We start from the raw sequence: 18,070 nt of genomic DNA on the forward strand, positions 1-18,070 counted from the left end.
GATCAGTTCTGTTTTGCAGCCTTCTGAGCTTCTTCAAGCTTCTTGCGGGCATCTTCCGCCTTCTTCTGCATTTCTTCCTGCAGCAGACGCTGGCGCTCTTCGAGTTTGGACTGCTCGATCGGCTCTCCATCGAAGACGCCGGTAAAGCCGGACAGCGAAATCTTGATCGGGTTCGGCGCGCGCTGGAAGTTGACGGATGTAAAGATTACCTCACCGCCCTTTTTCAGGCTGGCCAGAACGCCGTCGCTGAGGGGTACTTCGGCAATGCATTTGTCAGGCATGCAGATGGCGTAGTCCAGCCTTGATGGCTTGCCGCCGTCGATCTGCATCTGGATACCCGGCGGAATGAGACGCGCGGCTGGAACGGAAACCTGCAGCGCCTTGCGGTTGACCTTGCCCTGCACATTGATGAGACCAACAGCCGTGATCAGCTGTCCGTTGCCGGCGGTCAGCAAATTCTGAACGATGCAGACGTCATTGTCTTCCTGCTTGGTGCAGATCTTGAACCAGCCCTGCGGAGGACGTCCGCCAGGTGCCTGCTGCGCCAGGGCGGCAACCGGCATCGCAGCAACGGCAACTGCGCCGGCAATCGCCGACAGAGTGGCTTTTTTGGTGAAATGCGACTTGAAGATCATAACCTTATCCGTCTCCTGAATTCCGGTGCCTGAGCGAATACGGGTCGCTCGTCCTTTATGGTCAGTTGCCCGCTCTCCTGTTTGGCAAATAAGGCAATTGCATGACCCCCGTCTGTGCAGCACCTGTTACAGCGCGCAGCCGCGGATATCCAGTCTCCTGCTGATTTTTTTCAACGCACAAGCGGGTGCGACGATTTTATAGAAGTATCTTCCAGTTGGAAAAGCCCGTCAACGTGCTAGTTTGCCGTGATTCACTTCGATATGGCATGAGGAGGCGGGTTTGCGCGCACTGTTCCTGGGTTTGATTTCGTTGCTCGCAATTCTCGGTTCCCAGGCGCCGGTGATGGCGGACCCTGTCCACGGTATTGCCATGCACGGGCAGCCTGCCCTGCCCGCAGGTTTCAAGAGCTTTCCCTATGTCAATCCGGAGGTGAAAAAGGGCGGACGCGTCGCCTATGGCGTCGTCGGCACTTTCGACAATCTCAATCCCTTTATTCTCAAAAGCATGCGGACCACGGCGCGTGGCATGCTTGATCCGGAATACGGCAATCTCGTCTACGATTCGCTGATGCAGCGGTCTCGGGACGAGGCATTTTCGCTCTACGGGCTTCTTGCCGAAACGGTGGAATGGGACGAGGACCGGACCTTCATCCAGTTCAATCTCAACCCGAAGGCGAAGTGGGCGGACGGCCAGCCCGTGACACCCGAAGACGTTATCTTCACCTTCGAGATCTTTCGTGACAAGGGGCGCGTACCATTCAGCACGCGCCTTGCGAAAGTCGACAAGATGGAGAAGGTTGGCGAGCGCAGTGTGCGCTTCACCTTTAACGACAAGGCCGACCGCGAATTCCCCCTGCTGATCGCCATGACGCCGATCCTGCCGAAACATGCCACCGATGTCGCAACCTTCGACCAGACGACGTTGAAGCTTCCCCTCGGGTCCGGGCCGTACCGGGTCAAGGATGTGAAACCCGGCGAGCGGATCGTTTATCAGCGCAATCCGGATTACTGGGCGAAAGACCTTCCCTCGAAGGTGGGTTTCGACAATTACGACGAGATTTCCGTCGAGTATTTCCTTCAGGATAATTCGCTGTTCGAGGCGTTCAAGAAGGGCGAGGTCGACATCTATCCTGAGGGCAGCCCGACCAAATGGACACGCAGCTACGATTTTCCGGCAGTCCAGTCCGGCAACGTGATCAAGGATACGTTCGCGCCGAAGCTGCCCTCCGGCATGTTCGGGTTCGTGTTCAACACCCGCCGCCCGATGTTCGAAAACGTCAAGCTGCGTCAAGGGCTCGCCCTGATTTTCGATTTCGAATGGGTGAACAAGAACCTGTTCGATGGCGCCTATACGCGCACCCAGAGCTTCTGGCAGAACTCCGCCCTCTCCTATCTCGGCGTTGCTGCTGATGATCGCGAACTGGGGCTTCTTGGCAATATTCGCAACCGGATCAACCCATCGGTACTTGACGGATCCTACAGGCTCCCGGTGACCGACGCCTCGGGTCGCGACCGAAACGTGCTGCGCGAAGCTGTCACCCTGTTGCGGGAAGCTGGCTACAGCATCAAGAACGGCAAGATGGTCAATGAGCGCGGCGAGACGCTCGCCTTCGAAATCATGACGCAGAACGAAGGCCAGGAAAAACTGGCACTCGCCTATCAGCGCTTCCTGGTCGCTCTCGGCATCACCGCCTCGGTCAGAACGGTTGACGATTCCCAATATCAACAGCGCAGCCAGACCTTTGACTACGATGTCATTGTCAAATCTTTCCCCTCGTCCCTGTCGCCGGGGATCGAGCAGCTCTCCTATTGGAGTGCACAGTCACGCGACCAGCCGGGAAGTTCGAATTTCGCCGGCGTCGCCGATCCGGATGTCGATACGCTGATCGGCAATATCCTGAAAGCCGTCAATGTCGAGGATTTCACCGCTGCGGTGCGGGCGCATGACCGCCTGCTGGTGTCGAATTTCTATGTCGTTCCGCTCTACCATGTCCCCAACCAGTGGGTGGCGCGAAAGAAGCATATCGGCCGGCCGCAGGCTGTGGCGCTCTATGGTTACCAGCTCGGCACCTGGTGGGACCAGACAGTCCAGTGACTGTCAGGCCAACCCACAGCGTTTGTGGTTGGGAAGAGCCCGAGTGCGCCCGGGTGCGCTCGTCAGCATATGATTTTTATTAGAATGCAGGGTCTACAAGCATGGAAACCGTAGTCGTTGATGTTGTGTCGGATGTCGTTTGCCCCTGGTGCTATCTCGGCAAGGCGCGGCTGGATCAGGCCATCGCGGCTGTGGCCGGCGATGTTGATGTGGTGGTGACCTGGCGTCCATATCAGCTTAATCCTGATCTTCCCCCCGAAGGCGTCGATCACAAGGCGCATCTGGCCGCCAAGCTCGGCGGGCAAGCCGCTGTTGAGCGGGCTCATGAGATGTTGACCGGTCTCGGTCGCGAAGCAGGCATCGCATTTGATTTCGATGCCGTGAAGATAAGCCCCAATACTCTGGACGCACACCGGTTGATCCGCTGGGCGCTGACGGAAGGTGCGGACGCCCAGAACAGTGTTGCCACGCTTTTGTTCAAGGCGAATTTCGAAGAAGGCCGCAATGTCGGCGATCCCGAGGTGCTGCTGGATATCGCACAGGCTGCGGGCATGGAGAGACCGGTCATCGCCGCTCTGCTCGCCTCCGACGCGGACAAGGACGATGTCAGTCGAGAAATCGACATGGCGCGCGGCATGGGCGTGACGGGCGTCCCCTGCTTTATCATGGACGGCAAATACGCCGTCATGGGCGCCCAGTCCGTCGAAGTGCTGACGGATGCCCTGCGCGATATCGCCAGCATGAAAGACGCCTCCCAGATCAACTGAGCCAAGGCCGGCCGGCGACAACGGGCATCACCTGCGCCGCCGCTGAAACGATACGCAGTTTGCGCGTCTGTCAGGTGGCCTTCGCCAGCTCCGCAAGCTGGGTCATCAGGATCGCGGCCCCTGCCAGTCGTTTCTCCGGAACGGGCAGGTCGCGTTGGAAAAAGATGCTGTGATCGGCGCGGATCTTCGCCATGGTGCCCTGTTTGGCTATATAGCCGACGAGCGCTCCTGGGTTCGGAAATTCACGGTTGCGGAACTGCACGACGACACCCTTCGGACCGGCGTCGAGCTTCTCTACATTGGCTATCCTGCAGAGCGATTTTATATAGACGATCTTCAGGAGATGCTGGACCTCCAGCGGCAACGGCCCGAAACGATCAATGAGTTCCGCACCGAACGCATCGATGTCTGGCAGTTCGGTGATTTCGCCAAGGCGGCGATAAAGGCCAAGGCGCAGATGCAGATCCGGCACATAGTCGTCCGGGATCATCACCGGCGTGCCCACCGAGATCTGCGGCGACCAGCCCGTGTCGATGATTTCTTCCTCGCCCTTCAGCTCGGCGACGGCCTCTTCCAGCATCTGCTGATACAGTTCGAAGCCCACCTCCTTGATATGGCCGGATTGCTCGTCCCCCAGCAGGTTGCCGGCGCCGCGGATATCGAGGTCATGGCTTGCCAGCTGGAAGCCCGCGCCGAGCGTGTCGAGGGACTGCAGCACCTTCAGGCGCCGCTCGGCCTGGCCGGTCAGCTTGCGGTTGACCGGCAGCGTGAACAGCGCGAAAGCGCGAACCTTGGAGCGACCCACGCGCCCTCTCAACTGGTAAAGCTGGGCAAGGCCGAACATGTCGGCGCGGTGGACAATCAGCGTGTTGGCCGTCGGCACATCCAGCCCGGATTCAACGATGGTCGTCGACAGGAGGACGTCATAGCGGCCCTCATAGAAGGCGTTCATGATATCTTCCAGCTCGGTCGCTGGCATCTGGCCATGGGCAACGGCGACCTTCAGCTCGGGAACGTCAGATTTCAGGAAGTCATGAATATCCGACAGATCGCTGAGGCGCGGGCAGACGTAAAAGCTCTGGCCACCGCGATAATGCTCACGCATCAGCGTCTCGCGGATAACCAGAGCGTCGAACGGCGAGATGAAGGTGCGCACCGCCATGCGATCGACCGGCGGCGTGGTGATCAACGAGAGTTCCCGCACCCCGGTCAGGGCCAGTTGTAATGTTCTGGGGATAGGCGTGGCCGAGAGCGTCAGGACGTGCACGTCCGATTTAAGCTCCTTCAGCCGTTCCTTGTGCTTGACGCCGAAATGCTGCTCCTCGTCGATGATCAGCAGGCCGAGATTGGCGAAGTTGATCGTTGTGCCGAGCAGCGCATGGGTTCCGACGACGATGTCGGTCTTGCCTTCGGCCACTTCCTTCTTCGTCAGCGCCAGTTCCTTCGAGCCGACCAGACGCGACGCCTGGGCGATCCGGATGGGAAGGCCGCGAAACCGTTCGGAGAAGGATTTGAAATGCTGGCGGGCAAGCAGGGTCGTGGGCACGACGACCGCCACCTGCACCCCGTTCATCGCGGCGATGAAGGCCGCGCGCAAGGCAACTTCGGTCTTGCCGAAGCCGACGTCGCCACAGACCAGCCGATCCATCGGACGACCGGCGCCAAGATCGTCGCGGACGGCCTCGATCGAGGTCATCTGGTCTTCGGTTTCATCGTAGGGGAAACGCGCCGCAAACTCGTCGTAAAGCCCGTCCGGCGTCGATAGCACCGGCGCATGGCGCGTCAGCCGTTCGGCGGCGATGCGGATCAGCCCTCCGGCCATGTCGAGAAGGCGCTTCTTCAGCTTCGCCTTGCGCGCCTGCCAGGCAACGCCGCCCAGCTTGTCGAGAACGGCATCGCTGCCCTCCGCGCCGTAGCGCGACAGAAGATCGATGTTTTCCACCGGCAGGAAAAGCTTGGCATCGCCGGCATAGACGAGTTCGAGGCAGGCATGCGGCGCACCCGCCGCCTCGATCGTGCGCAGGCCGACGAAGCGGCCGATGCCGTGCTCGGCATGGACGACGATACTGCCTTCGTCGAGACCCGCGACCTCGGCGATGAAATCCGCCCCGCGCTTCCGGCGCTTGGATCGGCGCACCATGCGGTCGCCGAGAATGTCCTGCTCGCCGATGACGACGAGATTGCCCGTCTCGAAGCCGCTCTCGAGGCTGAGTACGGCCGATGCCGCCTCACCGGGCTTTAACCCGGCGACCTCGGACAGCCTGTCGACCGGCTTGATGTTGCCCAGTCCATGTTCGGCCATCACCTGCAGGAGGCGATCGAGCGATCCTTCCGACCAGGCGGAGATCAAAACCTTGGCGCCCTTTGAGCGCCGGTCTGCAATATATTTCACGGCCTGGTCGAAGACGTTGACACGTTCGGCGTTACTGGTGCTTTCGGTCGCGTTTTTCGCCCACCGAACCCCCAGCCGCGCGTCGATCGTGACTACCTGCCGCGCTTCGCCCTCATGCTCGCTGAAGGGCGAGAGCCGGACAGCGTTGCGCGATGCAAGGACCGCATTGAAGGCATCCGTATCGAGGTAGAGCTGGTTCGGGGGAACGGGCTTGTAAGGCGTCCCTTGCGACAACTGCGCCTTTGCCGGCATCGCGGAGGACTGGCGGGCCTCGTAGTAATCCTGGATAAGCTTGGCCCGCTCCGCGGCCGCCTCTCGAACGACGTGATCGGTGACAATCCTGAAGCCGGAGAGATAGTCGAACACCGTGTCGAGCCGGTCGTAGAACAGCGGCAGCCAATGTTCCATGCCGGCGTAGCGCCGTCCCTCGGATACCGCCTGATAGAGCGCGTCGTCGCGTGTCGCTGCTCCGAACATCGACAGATATTGCGTGCGGAAATGGCTGATCGTTTCCGGTGTCAGCGACACCTCGCTCATCGGGCTGAGATCGAGCGAGCGCGCCTGCCCGGTCGTGCGCTGACTTGCCGGATCGAAGTTGCGGATCGATTCCAGCGTATCCCCGAAGAAATCGAGCCTGACCGGCTCGCCGCTGCCGGGAACGAAGACATCGAGAATGCCGCCACGCACCGCAAATTCACCGACCTCGCGGACGGTCGCAACACGCTCGAACCCGTTGAGAGCCAGCCGCGATGCGATATCGTCCATGCGGATCGTGCTGCCGGGCCTCGCCGAGAAGGCAAGGCTTTCGATGATCTCCCGCGGAGCGCTTCTCTGCAGGGCCGCATTGACGGTGACCAGCACAATCGCGGGGTGCGGTTTCTTGGCATGGGCGATCAACCCGCCCAGCGTCGCAAGCCGGCGTGCCGAGGTATCGGCGCTCGGCGAGACCCGGTCATAGGGCAGGCAGTCCCAGCCGGGCAAAGTCAGGACGGGAATGTCGGGAGCCGCGAAACCGAGCATCTGCTCGATATCGGCGATGCGCTGACCATCGGACAGGATATAGGCGACGGGTCCGGTGGACCGCGCAAGCTCCGCGAGAATCAGTGGCTCGACGCCGGCAGGCACCGGCCCGATGGTGAGTTCGCGCGTCGCCCGCGACACCTTGTTGACGTCAAATCCGGAAATCATGACTGTACTTCTGTCCCGACGGCTGAAGCCGGATCGAAGTCCGGGCGATAGGAGGCAATCCGCGCAAAGAGATCTGTCTGATATCGGTCCGGCACGGGCCGCGAGCCGAGAATCCATTGCACCAGATCATTGTCCTCCTCGGCCATGATCGTCTCGAGCTCATCGAGATCCCCATCGTCGAGACCGGCGAGTTCGTGATCGGCGAACTGGCCGAAAACCAGGTCCATCTCCCGAATGCCGCGATGCCAGGCGCGAAAAAGAATGCGCCGGCGGCGCGGATCGAGATCGGCGCTGGTGCGGGTGATGCCTGTCATCGAAACGTCCTTCCTGGCACCGCCTTGTTGCAGGCGGCGCGGTATCGTCGCTCTATAAACACTGAAAAGAGGATTGTCAGCCTTGCCAAAGGGCTAATCCTTGTTTCAGTCTCTCTCCATGCGCCCAGCCATACTCGATCCCCTTTTCGCTCCCCTGAACACGCTCAGCGGCATCGGCCCGAAGGCGGGCGATCTGTATGCTCGCCTGTTCGGGCGCGAAAGCATCGACGATTGCCGGGTGATCGACCTTGTCTTCCATGCGCCGCACTCGCTGATCGACCGGCGCCACCAGCCGGGCATCGCACGGGCGCCGCAGGGTTCCATCGTGACGATCACCGGCCGGGTGGACCGGCACCAGCCGGCACCGCCGCGAACCAGCCAGCCCTACCGGGTGTTTCTGCATGACGATACCGGAGAACTGGCGCTGACTTTCTTTCGCGTCAAGGGAAACTGGCTGGAAAAAGCTCTGCCGGTGAACGACACCGTAACGGTAAGCGGCAAGGTCGATTGGTTCAACGGCCGGCCCTCCATGGTGCATCCCGACTATATGGTGCGTGCGGCGGAGGCGGAAAACCTGCCGCTGGTCGAGCCCGTGTATCCCCTGACTGCCGGACTTTCGGCACGCATCCTCAGAAAATCGATCGAGGCGGCCCTGCCGCGCCTGCCGGATTTCCCGGAATGGATCGATGAAGCTCTGATGCTGAAGCAGGGTTTCGCAAGTGCCCGCGACTGTTTCCTGGCGCTTCACGAGCCCCGCGACGAGATGGACATCGATTCCCAGGCCCCCTCCCGCCGGCGGCTCGCCTATGACGAATTCCTGGCCGGCCAGCTTTCGCTGTCGCTTGTGCGGCAGCGGTTGCGGAAAGTGGCAGGTATCCCCGTCCATGCGACGGGCAGGTTAAGCGGACCTGTACTCGACGGTTTGCCCTTCTCCCTGACGCAGAGCCAGACGACAGCCATTGCAGATGTCCTCAAGGACATGGCCGGAGAGGAGCGCATGCTCCGCCTGCTGCAGGGTGACGTCGGCTCCGGCAAGACAGCCGTGGCCCTGATGACGATGCTGGCAGCCGTCGAGGCGGGCGGTCAGGCGGTCTTGATGGCGCCCACCGAAATCCTAGCGCGCCAGCACTTCGCGACGCTGTCCAGGATGGCGGCTCCCGCCGGCGTGACCATCGACGTCCTGACCGGGCGCACCAAGGGGCGTGAGCGGGAAGCCATTCTGGAGCGCATCGCCTCGGGCGAGACGCGGATCGTCATCGGCACCCATGCCTTGTTCCAGGACACGGTGATGTACAGCAACCTGCTTCTGGCCGTGGTTGACGAGCAGCATCGCTTCGGCGTCCATCAACGCCTGCGGCTGACCGCGAAGGGGATCTCGCCGCACATGCTCGTCATGACGGCGACGCCGATCCCGCGAACGCTGGTTCTGGCAGCCTTCGGCGACATGGATGTGTCCAAACTCACTGAAAAGCCGGCGGGCCGCAAGCCGATCCAGACGGTGACCGTCCCCACGGAACGAACCGGTGACATTGTCGAGCGACTGCACGGAGCGCTTGCCGAGGGCAAGAAGGCCTACTGGATCTGTCCGCTGGTCGAGGAATCCGAATCCTCCGATCTGATGTCCGCCGACGAACGGTACCAGACGCTGAAGAGCAGGCTCGGCGACCGGGTTGGACTGGTGCACGGACGGATGAACGGCGCGGAAAAAGATGCCGTGATGCTGGCCTTCAAGGCCGGCGACATCCGCCTTCTCGTGGCGACAACCGTCGTCGAGGTCGGCGTTGACGTGCCCGACGCGACGATCATGGTGATTGAGCATGCCGAGCGCTTCGGCCTTGCCCAGCTTCACCAGTTGAGAGGACGTGTCGGGCGCGGCGAGGAAGCCTCTACCTGCATCCTGCTCTACAAGGGGCCGCTCAGCGAAAACGGCCGGGCCCGGCTGTCGATCCTGCGGGAAACCGAGGACGGCTTTCTGATCGCCGAGGAGGATCTGAAACTGCGCGGCGAAGGCGAACTTCTCGGCACGCGCCAGTCCGGCACTCCCGGTTTCCGGATTGCCAGCCTGGAGGCTCATGCGGACCTTTTGGAAATTGCCCGCAAGGATGCGGCCTATATCATCGAACGGGATCCGGAGCTGACATCGGAACGGGGCACTGCACTGCGCACCTTGCTCTATCTTTACCGCCGGGACGAAGCGATCCGCTTTCTCAGGGCCGGCTGAACATTTTTCCACGCTTTGCAGTGGTCGTGATGGTGTCTGTCGGTACAGGCAGCGCGCCGGAAAAATAGTCGGGTGCGACGAGGCCGCCGGAGAGGAGCAGTTTGGCGGCGTCCTCGGAACTCATATCCAGCGGAACGATTTTTTCCCGCGGTACGAAGATGAGAAACCCTGCTGTCGGCACCGGCGTGGGCGGCAGGAAAACCGCCACCATATCCAGCCCCCGGTCCTGAAATTTGACAGCAATTTCGCCCTTGGCATCTGTCGCGATGAAGACCAGAGCCCAAAGGCCGGCGCTGGGATATTCAATCAGCCCGGCTTTCTTGAAGGAGTTGGACTGATCCTGAAGCACGGTTTGAAAAATCTGCTTCAAGCCCTTGTAAATAGGACGAACAAGGGGCGTACGGACCAACAGCGATTCGCCGAAGCCGACAATGCTCCGGCCGATAAGGTTGGCGGCGAAAAAGCCGACAAGCGTGATCAACAGCAGAGCGGTGAGCAGGCCGAAGCCGGGCACGGGATAGGGAAGGAAATTATCGGGATTGTAGCGAAAGGGCAGATAGGGTTTCACCCAGCTATCGGCCCAGAGAATGAAAGACCATGTGATCCATGCGGTGATCGCCAGCGGTGCGCAGATAATCAGGCCGGTGAGGAAGTAGTTCCGCAACCGCGTCGCCAGAAATCCCCGTGCAGGCTTGTCCGTCATGCCGATCCATTCACCCGTCTGCGCCGCCGTAGAAAGCCGCGTGATACGTCACCATGCCGGAGGCATGATTGAAGGACAAGGGCTGCGCCAGAAAATATTGCGGCGCACAATCGGCAAGCACCAGCCGTGGGTCGCTTTTGAAACCGAACTTTCCGTAATAATTGGGATCACCCATCACGACGCACCCTGCCGCGCCCTGCCTGCTTAAGTCCCGCAATCCGGCCTCGACCAGCATCCGGCCAAAACCTTGGCGCTGATGTGAGGGCAGGACGGACAAAGGTCCGAGCCCGAACCAATCTTTTGTCCCGTCCGATATCAGCACAGGCGAAAACGCCACATGGCCAACCACGGCCCCAGCGGCCTCCGCGATAAGCGAGAGGCTGAGTCCGCCGCTGTCGCGCAGCCGGTCCATGATCAGGTGTTCGGTCTGGTCGCTATGCGGATGATCCCGGAACGCCTCCATCGTGACCCGGCGAATGGCGTCGGCATCCGCCGGCGTCTCCGGCCGGACGTTCACTCCACGGTCACCGACTTCGCCAGGTTGCGCGGTTGGTCGACATCCGTGCCCATGAAGACGGCGGTGTGATAGGCAAGCAATTGGATCGGCAGCGAGAATATCATTGGCGCGATGATCTCCGCGACATTCGGCAGCACGATCGTGGTCATCGTCTCGAGTTTCGAGGCCGCCGCACCCTTCTCATCGGTAATGAAGATGATGCGGCCGCCGCGGGCTGCGACTTCCTGCATGTTCGAGACGGTCTTTTCAAAAAAGCGGTCATGCGGCGCGATCACGATTACCGGCATGTTTTCGTCAATCAATGCGATAGGCCCATGCTTCAATTCGCCCGCGGCATAGCCTTCTGCGTGAATGTAGGAGATTTCCTTCAGCTTCAGCGCGCCTTCCATGGCGAGTGGATAGCTCGTGCCGCGGCCGAGATAGAGCACATCCTTGCACTTCGACAGCTCGCGCGCCAGGCTCTCCATTGCCGGCTGGATGCTGTTCAGCACCTTGCTCATGATGCGCGGCATTTCCACGAGATGGCGAACCAGTTCCTTTTCCTCGTCTTCCGACACGGTTCCACGGGCGCGGCCGGCGCCGATCGCAAGCGCCGCAAGGACAGACAATTGACAGGTGAAGGCCTTGGTCGAGGCGACCCCTATCTCGGGGCCTGCGAGAATCGGAAAGACCGCATCCGATTCCCGGGCAATGGTGGACTCCTTCACATTGACCACGGCGCCGATCTTAAGGCCCGCGTCCTTGCAATACCGCAGGCACGCCAGTGTGTCGGCCGTCTCGCCGGACTGGGAGATGAACAACGCCGCCGACTGCGAAGACAGCGGAATTTCGCGGTATCGGAATTCCGACGCCACATCGATTTCCACCGGCAGGCGGGCATAGCGCTCGAACCAGTATTTGCCGATGAGGCCCGCCAGATACGCAGTTCCGCAGGCGGAGATCGCAAGGCTCGGCACTTTGGCGAAATCGATCGCAGAGGACTGCGCGGTCACTTTGTTTTCGATAAAATCCACATAATGGCCGAGTGCATGGGAAATCACCTCCGGCTGCTCGTAGATTTCCTTTTCCATGAAGTGGCGGTGATTGCCCTTGTCGACCATGTAGGCAGCCGCGACCGACACTTGCCGGGGGCGTTCCACCGCCTTGCCTTTATGATCGAGAATCTCGACCCCGTCCGGCGTCAGCACCGCCCAGTCGCCATCGATCAGATAGGTGATCTCGTTGGTGAAGGGCGACAGGGCAATGGCGTCCGAGCCGAGATACATCTCGCCTTTACCGAAGCCGACCGCCAGCGGCGGTCCACTGCGGGCTGCCATGATCATGTTCGGCGCGTCGTCGAAGATCACGGCAAGCGCATAGGCGCCGGTCACACGGCCGAGCATCGCCTGCATGGCGTCCCGGTGGCCGAGCCCGCTCCGGACCAGCTTGGCCAGCAACTGTGCGACTACCTCGGTGTCCGTCTGCGTGGCGAAGCGGGCGCCGCCAGCAATGAGGTCGTCTTTCAGTTCCGAGAAATTCTCTATGATCCCGTTGTGGACGACCGCGACGCCGTCGGTAAAATGCGGATGGGCATTGTTTTCGGTCGGCGCGCCATGCGTCGCCCAGCGGGTATGGGCGATCCCGGTCTCGCCGGCGAGCGGTTCGCCGCGCAGCTTCGTTTCGAGATTGACCAGCTTTCCCTCGGCGCGGCGGCGGTCGAGAACACCGTCATGGATCGTTGCTACACCAGCGGAATCGTAACCGCGATATTCCAGACGCTTCAGCGCATCGACGAGGCGCTCCGAGACCGGCTGACGTCCAACGATGCCGACAATACCGCACATGGGTGTTCTTCTCCGCGATGGTTGCAAAAACAGCGCCGCAGGTCACGGAGCGCCGATGGATTTCAATGTCCGGGTGCCGCTTTTGGTATCGCAATTTCCGAGATGCGCAATCGGCTCCGGTTTCACTTTCCATGTCAGGTTTTAATCCCTGCCTAACGGTCTGTCTTTCTTGCCGCTTTTTCAGCTTGATATCGTTCCCGAAGCAGTTTGGCGCGCCCGGGCTTGACGTCCTGACGGGCGCGGCCGAAGGCCACGGCATCGGCCGGAACCTCCTCGGTAATCACGCTGCCGGAGGCGACCAGTGCGCCGTCGCCGATCGACACGGGCGCCACCAGCGAAGAATTGGACCCGATGAAGGCGTTCGCCCCGATATGGGTGACGTGCTTGTTGACCCCGTCATAGTTGCAAGTGATCGTGCCCGCGCCGATATTGGTGTTCTCACCGACGAAGGCATCGCCGATATAGGTGAGATGATTGACCTTGGCGCCGGCGCCGATTTCAGCTTTTTTGACCTCGCAGAAATTGCCGACCTTGGACCCCTCGCCCAGATTGGCGCCCGGCCGCAGCCGCGCAAACGGACCGACCGTCGCGTCAGTCGCAATCCGCGCGCCCTCGATATGCGAGAAGGCGTGGATGACGGCGCCGCTCTCGATGGAAACGCCCGGTCCGAAGACCACGTTCGGCTCGATCGTCACATCCTGCGCAATCTGTGTATCGAAAGCCAGAAACACCGTTTCCGGGGCAATCATCGATACGCCCGAGACCATCAGCTCATGACGACGGCGCTTCTGCCATTCGGCCTCGATCAGTGCGAGTTCGGCACGGTTGTTGCACCCCATCAGTTCGGCGGCAGGCGCTTCGACGGCGACGGCTTTTCCACCTTTGGCCCTCACAACCTCGACAATATCGGTCAGGTAATATTCGCCCTTGGCGTTCGCATTTCCGATATGACCTAAGAACTCAAGCGCCCTCGCGCCATTGATCGCCATCAGCCCGCCATTGCAATAGGTAATGCGCCGCTCCTCTGGCGTTGCGTCCTTCTCCTCGCGGATCGCCAGCAGTTCCCCGTTTTCGACGATCAGGCGCCCGTAACCGGTCGGCTCCGGGGTTTGGAAGCCGATGACGACGACGTCTTGCCCTTCGGCAAGCGCCTGCCGCGCAGCAAGCAAAGGCGCCGCCGTAATCAGCGGTGTATCGCCGAAAACGACGAGGATATCGTCATAGCCCCCTGCGATCGCCTCTCTTGCCGCAAGCACGGCGTGACCGGTTCCAAGCCGCTCGGTCTGCACGAAGGTGGAGATCTCAGCGCTGCCGCCTGCCGCTTCCGCAACTTTTTCGGCATCGCGGCCGACAACGAGCGCGACCGATGAAATTCCGGCATCGGCAAGGGAAGAAACCACATGCGCGATCATCGGCCGGCCGGCAACGGGGTGAAGCACCTTCGACATCGAGGATTTCATCCTCGTGCTTTCTCCCGCGGCCAGAATGATCGCCAGACAGCTTCGTGTCATGCCAGTCTCCTTTGTACGGCCTGCCTTGACAGGCGGCAGCCCGATTCCAGTCGCTACATAGCAGGAAGATATTGCGGGGAATATAATAGTGCGCGACCGGCGTTGTTAACGCAGAGAAAACTGGATCCTGTCATAAGCGACAGGCGACGCAACAGGATTTCCGGCGAGAACTGACATGACGCTTCAAGCAATCGAAACAGTTCCTGCCGAAACAGGCCCCAAGGAGCATCTGGTGTTTGCCCGCTCTCCTTTGATCCTGCTGTTCCTGGTCCTCCTGTGCCTGCCGCTGGCGCTTGCCGGAACCCTGGCAATGCCGGTGGGACCGATGTTCTGGGATCACTATATCTATCTCGATGCCGCCAATCGTATTTTCGATGGTCAAATCCCGTCGGTGGACTTCTTCGCGCCGGTGGGAGGGCTGGGCTACTATCTCTTCGCCGGCTGGCTCTATGTCTTTCCAAAAGGCCACCCGCTCCTCTTGTCGAGCTGGTCCCTGCTGGCGGTAACCGCGCCTTTGATGGCGCTGATCGTCTGGAATATCCGGAAAAGATCGGCTGCGCTTGCCTATGGCGTTCTGCTGCCGTTCCTGCTCTTTTCGGTTCTGCCGTTCAATACCGGCGATTTTTATCCCTATCCCGGCTCCGACGGCTTCGGCATCTACAACCGCCAGATTTGCCAGCTTCTCTATGTCCTTTCGGCGGCGCTCGTCTTCATGAGGGGATGGAAAACCTTGGCCGCAGTGACGGCCGTGGCCATGCTCGGGCTTTTCTTCACGAAGATCACCGGTGTGGCCGCGGGCACTATTCTGTGTCTGATGGCCTTCGTGGCGGGCCGGCTGAGTTTTCGCGCGGCAATCCTCGCCGGCCTGGGATTCCTGGCGTCGATCGCCCTCCTGGAAGGCAGCTCCGGCGCCGTTTCAGCCTATCTTTCGGATATCCTGTCCCTGCTCGCCATCAACGACAGCAGCCTCCTGCCCCGCCTGTTGCAGGCGGCATCTCTCAATTTCGGCATCGTGCTGTCCACGGTGCTTTTGGGCCTTTGGCTCTTTGTCATCGGCTTCGGCAGGTTTCGCGCTGACATGGTTGCCTTCATGGCGAAGCCCGGCTTCGGCCGGTTTGCTGATATCGCGGACCAGCCATTCATCTGGCTTGCTGCGTTCCTGATCGCCGGCCTCGTGTTCGAAAGCCAGAACACGGGCAGCCAGGCTTTCATTTTTCTCTGGCCGCTTCTCCTGGCCATCCTGCTCGAAAGCTACAGGCGATGCGGCGCGTCACGGCGGTTCGCGGCGATCCTTGTTCTGGCAATGGCCGCCTCCCTGCCGCCTGCAGTGGTCGTTGTACAGAAGGCGGCGCGCGCCTGGGTGGGGTCTCTCAGTTATCAGGCTCTCGAAAACCGCAACCTGAAAAATCTCGGCGCCGTTCGCGCCCGGGACATCGTAGAAATCCGCGCCGGGCGGCTAAGGTCCAACTATCTGCAGTACAGGGACACCTACCAGGCCCTGGCGACCGCGGGGGAACTGCCGTCTTTCCTGCTTTACAGCGACTTCGAGTTCCAGATTTTGCTTCTTCAGACCATGGATGAGGCGGTATCCGCCTTGTCGGCCTTCGAGGCTGCCAACAATGTCCGCTTCGAAACGGTGATGACGATCGACTTCACCAACCCATTCCCCTGGCTGATGGATCGTCATGCTCCCAAACATATAGCTATCGGGGCAGATCCTTATCGCGCGGTGCCTCCGGCAGACGCGGATGTCCGCGCATCCGTCGGCGCGGTCGATATCGCTCTTTATCCGACATGTCCGCCGACCACGGCACGCCAGGCGTTGCTCAATCTTTACGAACCGATCCTGGCGGCAGGCCATCGCCGCATCACGCTGACCCCCTGTTTCGATGCCTTCGTGCGCAAGGCGCTGGATCCGAAAACCTGAAATCTATCGCGACAGCCTGAGGCGGCTTTCCACCAGAAGCCCGCTTTCGTCGAGAATGGGATGGGCAACGGATACGATATGCGCGTTGATCCGCTTCAGGTCGCGAAGGATATCCAGATGCACCGAGCTTGTCTGAAGACTGTCGGCACGGCCGTCCCGCAGCCGTTCGAGATGCTGCTCCGACGACCGCTTCTCCATGTGCCGAACCTCCACCTTCACTTCCATCAGATGACGTGCCAGATCGGCGTCGCGGGTAACGAAGATTGTCTGGGCGATCCTCAGATTGTCGATCGTCAAAGCAAACAGCGTCATCAGCTCCTGATAGCCTTCGTCTGAAAATCTCAAGCCTTTTTCGATTTTCTTCCTGATCTGCCCGGCGAGGCTTTTCTCGATGATATCGCCCATATGTTCGAGATTGATCGCGTAGTCGATGACGACGATGGTTCGACGTCCCTGCTCGTCGCTCAAACCGTCACGTCCGAGCCGCGAGAGATAAACCTTAACCTCCTGCTGAAGCATATCGACCTGTCTTTCGGATTTGCCGATATCGTAGAGGTTCTTGAGGTTGTTCCCGTCGAAGGCCTTCATCGACGCGATCAGCATAGCCTCGATCAGATCGCCGACTCGCAAGACTTCCCGTGTTGCGCCGGACAGGGCGATGACCGGGGTCGATAAGGCGCGCGCATCGAGATAAAGGGGACCTGCTTCGTCCTTTGGATCATCGGCGATAAGCGTCTGCATGACGCCGGACAGCACGCCTGAAAAAGGCCAGGCGACGATTGCAAGAGCAATGTTGAACAGAAGATGCACATCGACCGGCAGTTTCTCAACGGGAAGGGTGAGCCATTGCAGAAAGGCTGCGGCCGGTTCGGCAGCCATGAGCGCGATCAGACAGCCGATTGCCCGAACGGCAAGATTGCCCGCGGTTACCCGGCGCGCCGATGCGGATGCAGACAGCGTCGCGACGAAGGGTGCGACGGCGCCGCCGAGATTGGCCCCGAGCACGAGCGCAATCGTGAGGCCGGACGAGAGCACGCCGGCGGTGGACAGCGACAGGATAAGAACCACCACGGCAAGACTGGAAGACGAAACGAACGCGAGACCCGCCGCAAACAGCAGCGCGACCGGCAGGGCACTGTCGAGCATCCCGAGAAACGCCGCCAGCGCCGGTGAATGCCGCATCGGTTCCGTCGCCAGACCGAGAAGATGCAGAGACAGAAGCATTAGCCCAATGCCCACGAGCGCTGTCCCGGCTGCCTGCTGCGCACTGGATCGTCCACCGCGATTGAGGGCAACGCCGGCCAGAATCGCCAGGGGCGAGAGCCACCCGATGCCGGCGGCGACGATCCACGCCGTCACCGCGGTTCCGACATTGGCGCCCAAAAGAACGATCTGCGCCATACGTGCGCGCACCAGCCCCTTCTCCACGAAAGACGCGATCATCAGTGCTGTCGCCGTCGAACTCTGAAGGGCGACCGTCGCAACGAAGCCGGCGGCAAACGAGCGAAACTGGTTGCTTGTCCCCTGCGCGAGCCCGGTTCGCAACCTGATGCCGAAAGCGCGGGTGGCTCCTTCCTTGACCTGCGACAACCCGAACAGAAGCAATGCCACTGCACCGGCGAGGTTGACCATGATGATTGTCGATTCCATGAAGACTCTCCGGCTCCGCCGCCGTTGATCGCCGGGGGACGATTCGATGCAGGCGGATGGGAACAGTACCAGTTTTTACCGTACCGACATTGAAGCAGGCGGCGATGGTGACAGATATTTTTCCGTTGCCGGCTAATGATTCCGACATGCACCGGTCTTTGTGCGCCATGGCGTCCGGAGCATGTCCCGCAATCGAAACCGAGGGTTCCGCACAGCGCAAGGGGATAGCGACATCGCTCGACCTTATCCGCAGGCCGGGCGCGGTTTTGGCTGTCTCTCCCCCTTCAATTCCCTATCGGTTTGCTCTAAGGAACGGAACCGGCCGCG

12 protein-coding genes are annotated in these 18,070 nt (G+C 60.8%); 4 read left to right on the top strand and 8 right to left on the bottom strand.

Features of this window, described 5'->3' with window-relative positions:
- Positions 1-2: 2 nt before the first annotated feature.
- Positions 3-635, bottom strand: coding sequence for an invasion associated locus B family protein (locus PY308_RS11600; protein WP_275782542.1), 633 nt, complete (start codon positions 633-635; stop codon positions 3-5).
- Between the two features lie 280 nt (positions 636-915).
- On the opposite strand from PY308_RS11600, the gene PY308_RS11605 reads away from it, so the two are divergent.
- On the top strand, positions 916-2,730 hold the full coding sequence (locus PY308_RS11605; protein ID WP_434064148.1) for an extracellular solute-binding protein: 1,815 nt from the start codon (positions 916-918) through the stop codon (positions 2,728-2,730).
- Between the two features lie 101 nt (positions 2,731-2,831).
- Positions 2,832-3,497 (top strand): DsbA family oxidoreductase, encoded by a 666-nt coding sequence (locus PY308_RS11610; RefSeq protein ID WP_275782544.1) that lies wholly within the window; start codon positions 2,832-2,834, stop codon positions 3,495-3,497.
- Positions 3,498-3,567: 70 nt separating this feature from the next.
- On the opposite strand, the gene mfd is transcribed toward PY308_RS11610, so the two are convergent.
- Both mfd and PY308_RS11620 read right to left on the bottom strand, forming a co-directional pair.
- The gene (mfd, locus tag PY308_RS11615; protein WP_275782547.1) at positions 3,568-7,077 is read right to left on the bottom strand and encodes a transcription-repair coupling factor; all 3,510 of its coding nucleotides are present in this window, start codon (positions 7,075-7,077) and stop codon (positions 3,568-3,570) included.
- Positions 7,074-7,391: an FAD assembly factor SdhE gene (locus PY308_RS11620; RefSeq protein ID WP_275782548.1), complete on the bottom strand. Its 318-nt coding sequence runs from the start codon at positions 7,389-7,391 to the stop codon at positions 7,074-7,076. Before PY308_RS11620 ends, mfd begins: the two co-directional genes overlap by 4 nt.
- Positions 7,392-7,509: 118 nt before the next feature.
- Between PY308_RS11620 and recG the strand changes: the two genes are divergently transcribed.
- A complete protein-coding gene (gene recG / locus PY308_RS11625) occupies positions 7,510-9,612 on the top strand; it encodes an ATP-dependent DNA helicase RecG (protein ID WP_275791101.1) in 2,103 nt (700 codons plus the stop codon).
- On the opposite strand, the gene PY308_RS11630 is transcribed toward recG, so the two are convergent.
- The 4 genes from PY308_RS11630 to glmU form a co-directional block, all read right to left on the bottom strand.
- Positions 9,599-10,315: a DUF502 domain-containing protein gene (locus PY308_RS11630; RefSeq protein WP_275782551.1), complete on the bottom strand. Its 717-nt coding sequence runs from the start codon at positions 10,313-10,315 to the stop codon at positions 9,599-9,601. The genes recG and PY308_RS11630 overlap by 14 nt on opposite strands.
- Positions 10,316-10,325: 10 nt before the next feature.
- Positions 10,326-10,832 carry a GNAT family N-acetyltransferase gene (locus PY308_RS11635; protein WP_275782553.1) on the bottom strand — a complete coding sequence of 169 codons (507 nt, stop codon included), beginning with the start codon at positions 10,830-10,832 and terminating at the stop codon, positions 10,326-10,328.
- Complete coding sequence (gene glmS, locus PY308_RS11640) at positions 10,829-12,655, bottom strand: glutamine--fructose-6-phosphate transaminase (isomerizing) (protein ID WP_275782555.1); 1,827 nt, start codon at positions 12,653-12,655, stop codon at positions 10,829-10,831. The genes PY308_RS11635 and glmS overlap by 4 nt, the downstream gene beginning before the upstream one ends.
- 152 nt (positions 12,656-12,807) lie before the next feature.
- The gene (gene glmU, locus PY308_RS11645; protein ID WP_275782557.1) at positions 12,808-14,166 is read right to left on the bottom strand and encodes a bifunctional UDP-N-acetylglucosamine diphosphorylase/glucosamine-1-phosphate N-acetyltransferase GlmU; all 1,359 of its coding nucleotides are present in this window, start codon (positions 14,164-14,166) and stop codon (positions 12,808-12,810) included.
- A gap of 175 nt (positions 14,167-14,341) precedes the next feature.
- Between glmU and PY308_RS11650 the strand changes: the two genes are divergently transcribed.
- A complete protein-coding gene (locus PY308_RS11650; RefSeq protein WP_275782558.1) occupies positions 14,342-16,093 on the top strand; it encodes a hypothetical protein in 1,752 nt (583 codons plus the stop codon).
- Positions 16,094-16,096: 3 nt separating this feature from the next.
- Here PY308_RS11650 and PY308_RS11655 read toward each other — a convergent pair whose 3' ends face one another.
- On the bottom strand, positions 16,097-17,743 hold the full coding sequence (locus PY308_RS11655) for a Na/Pi cotransporter family protein (RefSeq protein WP_275782561.1): 1,647 nt from the start codon (positions 17,741-17,743) through the stop codon (positions 16,097-16,099).
- Between the last annotated feature and the right edge of the window lie 327 nt (positions 17,744-18,070).

It is taken from the genome of Pararhizobium gei, assembly GCF_029223885.1.
Lineage (GTDB): Bacteria > Pseudomonadota > Alphaproteobacteria > Rhizobiales > Rhizobiaceae > Pararhizobium > Pararhizobium gei.